This is a genomic window from Luteimonas sp. gir (assembly GCF_037198055.1).
In the GTDB taxonomy this organism is placed as follows: Bacteria; Pseudomonadota; Gammaproteobacteria; order Xanthomonadales; family Xanthomonadaceae; genus Luteimonas; species Luteimonas citri_A.
Genome location: NZ_JBBAXQ010000014.1, coordinates 85,926 through 99,380 on the forward strand (window position 1 = coordinate 85,926; position 13,455 = coordinate 99,380).

Sequence of the window (13,455 nt, forward strand, 5' to 3'; positions counted from 1 at the left end):
AGCGCCCATTGTCCCACGCCCGCCGCTCCGCTGCCGGCCCGCGCGCAGACCGCGCCGCGGCCGGCTGTCGACCGGGGCTCAGCCCGGCCGCTGCGGCGCCTCGCCGTCGCCGTGCACGTGGTGCACATGCAGTTGGCCGTCGGTGCCGGCCTCGAGATCGTCGTGGTCGTGCGCGGCCTCGCTGCGCCCGATCACGACCGAGGCCACCATGTCGCCGCCGATGTTCACCGTGGTCCGACACATGTCCAGGAACCGGTCCACGCCCAGGATCAGTGCGATGCCTTCGGCCGGGATGCCGAACGTCACCAGGATGCTCGCGATCACCGGCAGCGAACCGCCCGGCACACTGGCCGCGCCGATGCCGCCCATGATGCACATCACCAGGATCATCAACTGCTGCACCAGGGTCAGCTCCACGCCGAACAACTGGGCCAAAAACAGCACAGTCACGCCCTCGTAGAGCGCGGTGCCATTCGCGTTGACCGTGGCGCCGAGCGTACACACGAAGCGTGCTACCCGTCGCGGCACGCCGAGGTTCTCTTCGGCGGTCTTGAGCGACGTGGGCAGCGTCGCCGCACTCGACGAGGTCGAGAATGCGGTCAGCAGCGCCGGCTGCGCGCCCCGGAGCACGCCAAGCGGGGAGCGTCGGGCCAGCAACGCGATCAGCAATCCGTACACGCCAAAGAAGTGCAGTCCGAGGGCCAGCGCAGCGGTCAGCACGAACCACCCCAACTGCACCATCAGGCCCAGCCCCATCCGTGCGGTCAGCGTGAACAGCAGGGCCGCGACGGCATAGGGCGCCAGGCGGATCACCCAATCGATCAGCTTCAGGCTGATGTCGTACACGCCCTGGACCGCCGATACGAAGCTGCGTGTGCCCGGGGAATCGACCACGGCGGCCGCGATGCCGAACAGCAACGAGAAGCACATCACCGCGATCAGGTCGGTGTTGGCCGCGGCCGCGACTGGATTTCGCGGCACCATATTGAGCAGCATCTCGATCACGCCGACCGGCTTATGGTCGCCTGACACGACCCCGGCAGCCGACGAATCGGAGAGCGCGGCCTCCAGCAGAGCCCGGTCGATCCCGGCTCCCGGCTGCAGCAGATGGGTCATCGCCAGGCCGATCAGCACCGCGATGCAGGTGGTGCCAAACACCCATATCAAGGTCTTCCCACCCAGGCGCCCCAACGCGCGCGGATCGCCGATCTCGACCACGCCCAGGATCAGTGCCGAGAACACCAGCGGCACGACCAGCATGAACAACAGCCGCAGGAACAGCTGGCCGACGGGCTCGGTGAGATTGACGATCAGCCCCTCGACCCACGGCTGGAATGCCGGGATGGCCTGGCCGTTGCCCCCCGTCACCAGCCACAACTCGTTGGCGACCGCGTAACTGCTCAACAGGTTGATCGACAGTCCGGCGATGGCACCGATTGCGAAGCCGATCAGCATCTTGGTGTGCAGCGCCATGCCGCGCCCGTTCGATGAGGTCATCCGCCCGTCCCGTGCAAAACAAGAGAGCTTAGCAAAGCGTCTCGATGGCCCCCGGCCTGCGAGCCGGTATCCTAGGCGCATGCTCCCGCTCCCCGACTCCGGCGCGCCCCCCGCGCGCACGCCGGCCCACGACGCGCTCGGCGTGCTCCAGCGCGTGTTCGGCCACGCCGCATTCCGCGGCGAGCAGGCGGCGATCGTCGAACACGTCGCCGCCGGTCATGATGCCCTGGTGCTGATGCCCACCGGCGGCGGCAAGTCGATGTGCTACCAGGTCCCCGCGCTGCTGCGCGACGGCGTGGGCATCGTCGTCTCGCCGCTGATCGCGTTGATGCAGGACCAGGTCGATGCGCTGCTGCAGTCGGGCGTGCGCGCGGCCTACCTCAACTCCACGCTCGACGCCGAGACCGCGCAGCGGGTGGAGCGCGAACTGCTGGCCGGCGAGCTCGACCTGCTCTACGTCGCACCCGAGCGCCTGCTCACCCCACGCTTCCTGTCGCTGCTCGACCGCGCCCCGCTGGCGCTGTTCGCGATCGACGAGGCGCATTGCGTCTCGCAGTGGGGGCATGATTTCAGGCGCGAGTACCGCGAGCTGACGATCCTGCACGAGCGCTGGCCGCAGGTGCCGCGGATCGCGCTGACCGCGACGGCCGATCCGCCGACCCAGCGCGAGATCGCCGAGCGCCTGCAACTCGAGGACGCGCGCCGGTTCGTCAGTTCGTTCGACCGCCCGAATATCCGTTACACCGTCGTCCAGAAGGACAACGCCAAGCGCCAGTTGCTCGACTTCCTGCAGGCCCATCGCGGCCAGGCCGGCATCGTCTACTGCCTGTCGCGGCGCAAGGTCGAGGAGACCGCCGAGTACCTGGCCGGCCACGGCATCGACGCGGTGCCCTACCACGCCGGCATGGATGCGTCGCTGCGCGCAGCCAATCAGCGCCGCTTCCTGCGCAGCGAGGGCGTGGTGGTCGTGGCGACGATCGCCTTCGGCATGGGCATCGACAAGCCCGACGTGCGCTTCGTCGCGCATATCGACCTGCCCAAGTCGATCGAGGGCTACTACCAGGAGACCGGTCGTGCCGGGCGCGACGGCGAGCCCGCCGAAGCCTGGATGTGCTACGGCCTGGGCGATCTGGTGCTGCTGCGGCAGATGATCGAGCAGTCCGATGCCGGCGAGGAGCGCAAGCGCCTGGAACATCGCAAGCTCGATGCGCTGGTCGGCTATTGCGAGACCATGCGCTGCCGGCGCCAGGTGCTGCTGGCGAACTTCGGCGAGGACTACGCCGGCAGCGGCGAAGGCCGGGCCTGCGGCAACTGCGACAACTGCCTCGATCCGCCGGCCGCCTGGGATGCAACCGTCGCCGCGCAGAAGGCGCTCAGCTGCGTGTACCGCAGCGGCCAGCGCTTCGGCGCCGCGCACATCGTCGACATCCTGCGCGGCAGCGATAACGAGCGCATCCGCCAGTTCGGCCACGCGCAACTCAGTACCTACGGCGTGGGCAGCGATCTCGACGCCCGCGCCTGGAAGGCGGTGCTGCGTCAACTCGTCGCCCACGGCCTGCTCGAGGTCGATGCCGAAGGCTACGGCGGCCTGCGCCTGACCGAGGCCAGCCGCGCCGTGCTCAAGGGCGAGGAGCGGGTGATGCTGCGCAAACCCACCGCCGCCCGCGAGCGCGGACGTACGGCGCGTGCAGTGGCGACGGCCGACATCGAACTGGCGCCCGTCGACCGCCCGCTGTACGAGGCGCTGCGCGCGCTGCGTTCAACCCTCGCGCGCGAGCAGAACGTGCCGGCCTACGTGATCTTCCACGACGTCACGCTGCGCGAGATCGCGCGCCAGCGGCCGCTGACGCTGGGCCAGCTCGGCGGCATCGGCGGGGTCGGCGCCGGCAAGCTCGAGCGCTACGGCGACGCCGTCCTTGAAACCGTGCACGAGGCCGGCTGAGGGAACCGAGCCTGGGGCCGCCACGCATCCGGCGGCCCCGATGCGGCGCGCCCATGGCGACGCCGCCCGATCTCACACGTCACGGGGCCGCGGTCGCGACGCAACTGAAGCCGAGCTCGAGCTGTCCGCCCACCGGCAGCGTCGGCACGACCAAGCCCGCGTTCTGTAACGCCCCGATCGTCGGCGATGCCGGACAAACGGCGCCACCGCTCGCACTGCACGACACGACGGCCGCGCTGCAGTCCAGGCCCGCCACGGCGGGATCGCGAATCACCGCACCGCTGCCGTCCACGCCCGCCAGGTGGGCCACCGTCAGTGTGAAGGCGACGTCCCCGCCCACCGGCACATTCGTCGCCGAGGCGGTCTTCTCGATCGACAGATCCAGGTCGTCGTCGATCAGCGTCCATGTGGCCTGGGCGATCGCGGCGGCACCACACGACTGGGTGGAACTGAGCAGATAGTCGTTCGGGCTCGGCTGCAGGGTCAGTTGCACGGTCCGGTTGCCGTCGATGATGGCATTGCCCAGCGCGGTGAGGCCGAGCGGCTGCGCGACGTTGCCCTCGTAAGTGCCGGCTGGGATGAAGACGCTGAACGTGTTGGTACCGCTGGGCGTGGTGAAGTCCGTCCCCAGCACGGCGGTGCCGCCCGTGACCGAGACCAGGATGTTGAGGTCTTCGTCGAGCGTGCCGACGACCCGCAGCTCCGGCAGGCCGGCGCTGGTGCCCTCCACGGTCTGGAACCCGGTGCCCGTCAGCTCGATGAAGGGCTTGAGGTAGACCTGGATGTCGTCGAGGAAGTTGCCGGTCGTCGCCGCGCCAGACAATGCTTCGAAGCCGATGTTGGTGACGCCTCCCGTGCCGTTGTAGGGAAACCTGCCGTTGTAGTCGCGCCACCCGTTGGGCCCGAGTACGGACGTCGCGGTGCCCTGGGATACGGAGTTGATGCCGCCGCTGCCGTTGTTGGTGGTGCCCACCTCCACGATCGGTGCGGTGCCGAGCAGGAACGCCATCCGGTCCGGTATGTCGGGGCTGCTGCGTCCACGATGACTGAACTGCCAGCGCACCACATCACCGGGGACCAGGCAGACGTTCTGCGAGATGCGCGACAGTTGCTCGGCGTTGAGCTCGGCCAGCTGCGAGCCACTGCGGGCGTACACCGTCTGCCCGCCGTTGGCTCGCGGGGCGCGCCACAGTTCGAGGATGCGCGCCTGCTGTCCTGGGACGAAACCGGCCGGCGGTACACAGTTGCCGACGTTCTCTTGCGCCCACAGACCATGGCTCGTCGTCCAGCCCGGCACGAACTGCTCACCGATGTACACACGGCAGCCCACAGTCTGCAGGTTCGGCTCTTCGAAGCTCAGATTGATGAAGCTGCGCTGCACCGAATTCACCCCCACCTGAGCGAAGGCTTGCGGCATGGCGAACGCGGCGATCGCCGCCGCCAGGGCGGCGCCCAGCAGCGAGCCGCGGCGCGGCGCGGAAACAATGGAGTGGCGATCTTTCATAGTCGAACCTTTGCTCATCGGTGCGGTCAGCCTGCGCTGCGTCTCTTTAGTAGCTGCCCACGAAGTTGACGAACCAGCCCCGATGGTCGTAATCGAAATCGGTGAGGTCGTCGGTGAAGTCGGTGAAGTTGTAGCCGGCGCCGATGCGGAAGTTCCGACCGATGTCGCGATCGAGACCGGCCATCCAGCCCTTGCGCCTGCCGCCGTCCTTGACGTCGAGCCAGCGGTACTCTGCCATCGCGTGCCAGCGCTGGATCAGTTCATAACGGACCTGCCCCGCGGCGAACGTGGTGGCCGAATCGAACCAGGCGCCGGTACTGCGACCGAAGCGCACGTCGCCCTCGCGCCGCGCCAGCTTGCCGGCGAACTCCCAGTGATGATCGAGCCGATACACGCCCTCCAGCGACAGCACCTGCGTCCGCTGATCGTACTGCGCGCCGCCGAGCTGGCCCAGCGTCGCCAGGTCGTAGAGATAGGTGTAGTGACCGAACAGGCCCCAGCGCGTGCTGTTCCACGGGCGGTAGGCAAAGCCGAGATTGCTCTCGATGAACTTGGCGCTGCCCAACGGGTTCAGATCGTCCTGGGTGTCGGCGTAGTTGAAGCGTGCGGCAATGCGCCAACTCTCGTTGAGCTTGTGGGTCAGGCGATGGGTGGTGACCCACTGCGTGACGCGCTCGGCACCGGTGTCCTCACGCCACTCCAGCTTGCTCTGCCAACTGGTGTCGCCGGAGGTCCGCCCGCCGCTCAGGCTCACCGCACGTCGGTCGACCTGGCCGCCGTCGCTGTTGGTCAGGTCGCCATCGCTCAAGGTGAATCCGAGGTTCCAGCCGTAGGCCGGGAAGAAATCCATGCCGTAGGTATGGGCCAAGCCGCTCTCGCGCCGGTTCTTGAGGAACTGGCTTTCGTTGAAGAGGTTGACCTGGTTGGATAGGCGCCAGCGCTGGCCGAGCGTCCAGCCGTTCTGCGCATTGGGGTTGAACAGCGGATCGTAGTCGCTGCGGTCGGTCGAATACGTATACGCACCGTAGAAGCTGTGCTGCGGCGACAGCCGATACTCAGCGTCCACACGCGCGGCATCGCCGCGATCGCCCGTGGTCAGTTCCGTCCCCACGGTGGAGAGATTGGCGAAGTTGTAGCGCCCGCCCAGCGTGAACGCATCGTTGTCCGCGTAGCGGCCGCTGTCGTCGTCCAGGGTCAGCTGCGCGGTGCCGTAGACATCCAGCGCAGTGCCGAAACGGCGGGTGTAGCGCAGCGCACCGAGCAGGCCGGCGGCGTCGAAGAACGCACGCGTCTCCTCGACCCGACGCAACTCGAACGCGAGCGCATCGGCCTCGCCGATCCGCCACTCGGCGTTGGCCTGGGCCTGGGTGAGGCTATCGGCGTTGCGCTCGGCTCGGCTGAAGCGGGCATAGACGCCCACATTGGCACCGAACTGGCCCAACACCTCGGCTCCGTACTCCTCGATCTGTGCGCCGGTATCGAAGCGCGAGATCGAATAGCCCGCGTCGACCTGGCGCCACCACGCGCCCGCACTCCACGGCTGCTCGCTCCAACCGAGCTCCTGGAAGTTCGCGCGGGCCTCCACCGCAGTCGCCTCGCCCTCCCGGGCCCCGCCGGGATTGAGCCGGCTGAAGCTCAGGCCGCCATTCTCGGAGAAGAACACCGGCGCGCTGGTCGATTCGGTCCGGCTGTGCTCGAGCTTGAGGTAGGTGCCCTTACCGGCCTGCAGCGTGACGTCGGCCGACATCAGCGAGTAGTCCTCGCCGGCACGATTCTCGTCGACGTAGGTCAGGCCGATACCGAGGTGATCGCCGAACCAGTGCTTGCCGCGCACGCCGGCGGCGATCTCGTCGGCGTTGAAATCGTTGGGCACCCACTCGTAATCCACGATCAGTCTCTGCTCGAGGCCATCGAGCGGCGTATCGCGCGTCAGCGTGGGCATGTTCTGCCGCGTGATCTGGGCCAGCGCACGGGTCAGCAGGATGCGGCCCTGAAGTTCGTCGATCTCGTAGTCAGCGCCGCGCAGCAGCACCACCCGCTGCTCGACGCGGCCGGTGGTCCGGTCGCGCACTTCCAGCACCACCTGGTCGGACCCGGGCAGCACGTCGGTGTGGCGCAGGTAGTACAGGCTGCCGCCGGTGCCGATGAACTCGCTGTGGCCGGGCGCGGTCTGCGCTTCGGACGCGAACGTCCGCAACTGGGTCACCGGATCGCCCCAGGCATTGGCACCGCGCGACCGCCAGTTCAGCGCCGCACCGTAGAGCGAGCGCACATACTGGCCGTACTCGGTGCCCGTCAGGCCGGTGCTGAAGTTGCCCCACAGCGCCTCGTTCTTGTCCCACTCGGCGCGCAGGTAGAAGCGGCCCATGGTGTCGACATCGCGCCAGACGCTCGAGTCGTCGCCATAGGTCGGGTAGTACAGATCCGGGTCGAGACGACGGAAGACGTCCTGCGGATCGGCGGATGTGAAGCCGTCGAACAGATCTTCCAGCGGGCGGTTCTGGGTGTCGGCCTGCGCGGTGATCAGGTACTTGCCCTGGGCCTTCGCCTTCATATAGAAGGCCAGGCGGCCGTCGCTGAGGATGTCGTCCTCGCGGCCGGCCATGGCCAGCGAGCGCACGGGACCGCTGGCCTTGTTCTGATACACCGTGACGTCGGCCAGGCCGACGCCGAAGAAGTAGCGACCGCTGACGTCGAGCTCCAGCGCCCGTTGCAGCAGCGCCTCGCCCTTCGACGATTCAAGGCTGATCTCGAAGCGATGGTGGCCGATCGGCATCAGGTACTCGGCGACGAACTTGCGCTCCAGATCGACGGGATAGTTCTCGCCGTTGATGCGCAGGCCGTAGCCGGCGGGCAGGTTGCGGCCCTGCACACGCACCCGCGACCCGTAGATCGGGATGTTCTGCTGGCGCAGTCCGTTGTCGGCGAACACGTCGTCGATCAAGGCCTGGTTGCGCGCCTGCTCGATCCCCAGCGCAGTGCCGAGCGAGCGCTCGACCCCATCGCGTAAGCGCTGGATGCCGCGCTCGGCCTCGTCGGGGCGCACCAGTTGCAACTTTCGAGGCGAGGTTTCGTCGAAGTTGCCCGCCGCGTCGTAGGCGCGCAGGACGTAGACCAGTTCGTCTCCGGTTCGGAGCGACAGACCTGCCGGCAACGCGCCATCCCACTCGCTTTGCGAGACCGCTTCGACCGGCAGCCCGAAGCGGGCGACCGGTTCCACCAGATCGGCATCGTTGCCGCGATAGAGCGTCAACTCGTATCGCTCGACGAACGAGACATAGTTACTGCGGACGAAGAACTTGACCGGCTCGACGATGCGCCCGGCATCGAAGGCCACCATCGCCGGTGCCGAGACCGTCAGCTCGGGCGCCCCCAGGCTGGGATCCTCGGTCGCCCACACCACGCCGCCACCAGGCAGCTGGGCGGAGAAGGCGCCACGCACAGTCGCGCGGCCAGGTTCGTCCAGAGCGACGGAGACCCGACGGTCAGGCTGCAGCGCCTCGGACGACGAGCGCGCGTCGGTGCCGACGCTCACCGGCTGGTCGAAGCTGCGTGTGCGCACTCGGAACACCAGGTCGCCGGCCTCGGTGGTGCAGGTCCCGTCGCCGCAGTCCATCGTCGGATCGGTTGCGGGCTCCGCCGGCCGGGGCTGCCCCAGCACGGCGGAACTCATACCCGCCAGGATGCCGATCAAGGCGGTATCGAGCAGTTTCATCTTCATGATCCGGCGATTCCTCACTTGCGCTCTTCATCGACAGGCGCCGTCGGATCGGCGCTGGATTCCACGCGGACCTTCTGCCTGGTCTGTGCACTCAACCGCGCCGCCAGCGCCTGTTGCACCGCAGTCGCACGGCGCAGCCCCAATGCGGTGTTGTAGGCGTGCGATCCGCGCACGTCGGTGTGACCGACGAGCACCACCACGCCGCCGCCGAGCGCGTCCAAACGCCGAGCGACCTCGTCGAGCAGCGCACCGAACTCGGGCCGGATCTCGGCGCGATCGGTATCGAACAGCACGGTCCCCAGCAACGCGCCCCGGGCATCGACACCGGCGACCAGCGCGTGCTGGTCGTCCACCACGGTGCGCAGCGCAACCGACAGACCCGCCTGCGCTTCCGGCCCGATCCGCGCCTGCAGGGCATCGCGCACCGCCGCCGCACGGGCGAACGCCAAGGCTTCGTCGCCGCCCTCGGCGACGATGGAGACATCGCCACCGCGGTAGTGTTCGACCTGCTCGGCCATGCGCTTGATCGCCGGCAACCACATCGCGCCGACCTCCGCGCTGCCCGGCGCGAAGATGACTTCGCCCAGCTCCAGATCGATCCGCTGCTCGCCGCCCGGCAGTTGCTCGACCGGCAGACGCACGCCGAAATCGAACCGGACCGGCAAGCCGGGCGTGACACGCCGCACCAGCGGGTTGGCGGTGGTGAACACCGTGCCCGGCGGCAATGTGGCCGGATCGACCTTCAGGATGAAGTTGCGACCATGGCGCCAGTCGCCGCCCTGCACATCGGCGAGGTGATAGCGGCCGTACTGATCCGTCTCGATCAGCAGCCCCTCCACCGACGCGATCCGCACGCCAGGAATACCGCGCTCGTCGATGCCGTGGTTCTCGACGATGTAGGCCACTTCGTATCCGTCCTCGACCGCCGACACGCGGCGCGTCACCACGGGCTCGGCAGCATTGAGCCCCTTCGCCGCCTCACCGTCGCGCTCTGTCCGGGTCGACCCGTCGGCCGCCATCCGCACCGTGACGCCCTGCCCACTGACCAGAACGAAGTCGTCGGTGAAATCGGGCGCGGTCAGACGCTGGCGGATGATCACGCGATGGGCCTCGGCCGGATCCCCCACCGACTGCCGCGCGGAGATCGCACCGATCTCGATGCCATGGAGCAGCGGCGCGCTGGCATCGGCAAGCGGCTGCGGGCCATTGCCGCGGTCGATCGTCGTCGACCCGGCAACGTACAGATCGGACGCGAAGCCGCCCTGCACCCGCACCTCGGACAGATCCGCGCGGTCCTGCCAACCGTCACCGTCGCGATCGTCGAACACGGTGCCGAAGACCAGGCTGTCGTCGAGCAAGGGGTCTGTCTCCAACGACACCTGGGCGGTCGCCACGTTGGACACCGGCGTTCCGGTCGCATCGACCGCAACCGCTTCATTGACGTGCACGCCCTGTCGCACACCTGCGCCCACACGCAGCAGATACACCACGGTGGCGCGCTCGCCGACGGCGATATCGATGCCGCCGATACGCAGCGGGTGCTGGCCGGTCAGGGTGAAAGCGCCATCGCGATCGGCGACCGCCATCGAGCCTTCGACGTAGCTGAAGCCCGCAGGCGGCGTGTCCACGACGATGCCGTCGGTCACATTCACCGTGCCCACGTTCTCCACCGTCAGGGTGTAGCGCACCAGGTCGCCGATCTTCACAGTCCGGCTGCCGACGGCCTTGCTGATCCGCAACTGCGCCTTGTCGGACACCTCATGGCGGGTCTGGCAGGTGGTGCACTCGGGCTCCGGACCACCGCCTTCGCCCACATAGCCACCCAGCACCAGGTTCTCCACCGCGCCGATCGCGTCGGCGGTCACCGTGGCCGGATAGACGAAGGTGTAGGTGCCCGGCACGCTGCCGGCGGGCAGCATGCAGACCACGTTGCCACCTTCGGCAAGGCAGCCCGCAGGCAACGCGCCCACCGCCAGGCCCTGCCCGGGGGTGTCGGACAACCGCACATCCGCAAGCGTGGCCGAATTCGCAACGTCCACGGTCAGCGTGTACTCGATGACGTCGCCAACCTGCACTTCCTGCGCCTCGCCGGGCGTGGCGTGCTTGGCGATGCGCACGCGCGGCGCTGCCAGCGGATGTTCGGTGCTGCATGCGCCGCACACCGGGGGAGGACCGTTCTCGCCGGTGCCGCCGTTGGCGGTCACGACGTTGCCGACCGTTCCGGTCGCAGTGCTGTCCACGGTGGCCGTGTACGTCAGCGCATAGCGGCCCGGCAGCGTGCCGGCCGGCAAGGTGCAGGTCAGCGCGCCCGTGCACGTGAACGCACCGGCATCGGTCACTTCGCCGAAGCTCAGGCCTGCGCCGAGCGTATCGGTCAGCGTGAGCGTGTCGAGCGTGGCCGAATTGGCGACGACCGCGGTCAGCGTGTAGACGAGCACATCGCCTGCGCGCACTTCCGCACCGTTCCCTGGCTCGGAAGTCTTGGTGACCTCGATCGTTGGCTGCTCAACCTCATGCTCGGTCTGGCAGGTGGTGCACACCGGTTCCGGATCGTTGCCGCCCGGCGGGGTGCTCGCCACGACGACGTTGCTCAGGGTGCCGGTCGCATCCGCATTGACGGTTGCGGTGTAGGTCAGCGTGTAGCTGCCCGGCAAGGTGCCAGCCGGCAGCGTGCAGGTCAGTGCGCCGGTGCAGGCGAACGCGCCCGCGTCAGTGACCGCACCGAAGGTCAGGCCAGCGCCGAGCGTGTCGGCCAGCGTCAGCACTTCGGTCGTCGCCGAGTTCGCGATCGTCGCGGTCAACGTGTAGGTCAGTGTGTCGCCAGGCGACACCTCGCTGCCCGATGCCGGGTTCGAGCTCTTGACCACGGTGATCGCCGTCGCAACGACCGGATGCTCGGTCTCGCAGCTCGTGCAGACCGGCTCGGGGTCATTGCCGCCAGGCGGCGTGCTCGCGGTCACGACGTTGCCCACGCTGTCCGTCGCATCCGCATTGACGGTCGCGGTGTAGGTCAGCGTGTAGCTGCCCGGCAAGGTGCCAGCAGGCAAGGTGCAGCTCAGCGCACCGGTGCAGGCAAATGCACCTGCATCGGTCACTGCACCAAAGGTCAGACCTGCGCCCAGCGTATCGGCGAGCGTCAGCACTTCAGTCGTGGCCGAGTTCGCAATGGTCGCCGTCAGCGTGTAGGTCAGCGTGTCGCCAGGCAACACCTCGCTGCCCGAGGCCGGGTTCGAGCTCTTGCTCACCGTGATCGACGTCGCGACGACCGGATGCTCGGTCTCGCAGGTCGTGCACACCGGCGGCGGATCGTTCCTGCCAGGCGGGTTGGTCGCAATCACGACATTGCCCACGCTACCGGTCGCATCCGCATTGACGGTCGCGGTGTAGGTCAGCGTGTAGCTGCCCGGCAAGGTGCCCGCCGGCAGCGTGCAGGTCAGCGCACCGGTGCAGGCAAATGCACCCGCATCGGTCACTGCACCAAAGGTCAGACCTGCGCCGAGCGTATCGGCGAGCGTCAGCATCTCGGTCGTCGCCGAGTTCGCGACCGTCACGTTCAGCGTGTAGGTCAGCGTGTCGCCAGGCGACACTTCGCTACCCGAGGCCGGGTTCGAGCTCTTGCTTACCGTGATCGAGGTCGCAACGACCGGATGCTCGGTTTCGCAGGTGGTGCACACCGGCTCGGGATCATTGCCACCCGGCGGCGTGCTCGCCGTCACGACATTGCCCACACTGCCGGTCGCGTCCGCATTGACGGTCGCGGTGTAAGTCAGCGTGTAGCTGCCCGGCAAGGTGCCGGCCGGCAGTGCGCAGGTCAGCGCACCAGTGCACGCGAACGCGCCCGCGTCGGTGACAGTTCCGAACGTCAGGCCTGCGCCCAGCGTGTCAGAGAGCGTCAGCACTTCGGTCGTCGCCGAATTCGCAACAGTCGCGGTCAGCGTGTAGGTCAGCGTGTCGCCAGGCGACACCTCGCTGCCCGACGCCGGGTTCGAGCTCTTCGTCACCGTGATCGCCGTCGCAACGATCGGATGCTCGGTCTCGCACGTCGTGCAGACGAGCTCCGGATCACCGCCCTCCGAAGGCATACTGGCCAGAACGACGTTGCCAACGCTGCCCGTTGCCGCAGCATCAACCGTGGCCGTGTACGTCAGCGTGTAGCTGCCAGGCAAAGTGCCGGCAGGCAGCGTGCAGGTCAGTGCGCCGGTGCAGGCGAACGCACCCGCGTCGGTGACGGCACCAAAGGTCAGGCCCGCGCCGAGCGTATCGCTCAGCGTCAGGACTTCGGTTGTGGCCGAGTTGGCGATCGTCGCCGTCAACGTGTAGGTCAACGTGTCGCCAGGCGACACCTCGCTGCCGGAGGCCGGGTTCGAGCTCTTCGTCACCGTGATCGACGTGGCGACAATCGGATGCTCGGTCTCACACGTCGTGCAGATCGGTTCCCGGTCATTACCGCCCGGCGGGGTGCTGGCCACGACCACGTTGCCAACGCGCCCCGTTGCCGCGGCGTCCACGGTGGCCGTATAGGTCAGCGTGTAGTTGCCCGGCAAGGTGCCGGCCGGCAGCGTGCAGGTCAGTGCGCCCGTGCAGGCGAACGCACCCGCGTCAGTGACCGCACCGAAGGTCAGGCCAGCGCCGAGCGTGTCGGCCAGCGTCAGCACTTCGGTCGTCGCCGAGTTCGCGACCGTCGCGGTCAGCGTGTAGGTCAGCGTGTCGCCGGGCGACACCTCGCTGCCCGAGGCCGGGTTCGAACTCTTGCGCACCGTGATCGACGTGGCGACGACCGGATGTTCGGTC

General features: G+C 68.1%; 5 protein-coding genes. 1 reads left to right on the plus strand and 4 read right to left on the minus strand.

What is annotated here, in order from left to right:
- Positions 1 to 78: 78 nt before the first annotated feature.
- A complete protein-coding gene (locus WAF18_RS15610) occupies positions 79 to 1,497 on the minus strand; it encodes a dicarboxylate/amino acid:cation symporter (protein ID WP_337245916.1) in 1,419 nt (472 codons plus the stop codon).
- 79 nt (positions 1,498 to 1,576) lie between these two features.
- On the opposite strand from WAF18_RS15610, the gene recQ reads away from it, so the two are divergent.
- Positions 1,577 to 3,439, plus strand: a complete 1,863-nt coding sequence (gene recQ, locus WAF18_RS15615; RefSeq protein ID WP_337245917.1) for a DNA helicase RecQ — start codon at positions 1,577 to 1,579, stop codon at positions 3,437 to 3,439.
- Positions 3,440 to 3,518: 79 nt separating this feature from the next.
- Here the strand turns inward: recQ and WAF18_RS15620 are convergent, their stop codons facing one another.
- From WAF18_RS15620 to WAF18_RS15630, 3 genes are read right to left on the minus strand one after another with little or no spacing between them, the layout of a single operon-like run.
- The gene (locus WAF18_RS15620; protein ID WP_337245918.1) at positions 3,519 to 4,961 is read right to left on the minus strand and encodes a hypothetical protein; all 1,443 of its coding nucleotides are present in this window, start codon (positions 4,959 to 4,961) and stop codon (positions 3,519 to 3,521) included.
- A 28-nt stretch (positions 4,962 to 4,989) separates the two neighbouring features.
- A complete protein-coding gene (locus WAF18_RS15625) occupies positions 4,990 to 8,664 on the minus strand; it encodes a hypothetical protein (RefSeq protein ID WP_337245919.1) in 3,675 nt (1,224 codons plus the stop codon).
- 14 nt (positions 8,665 to 8,678) lie between these two features.
- Entirely contained in the window at positions 8,679 to 13,421 is a 4,743-nt protein-coding gene (locus WAF18_RS15630; protein ID WP_337245920.1) for an isopeptide-forming domain-containing fimbrial protein, read from the minus strand.
- Positions 13,422 to 13,455 lie beyond the last annotated feature (34 nt).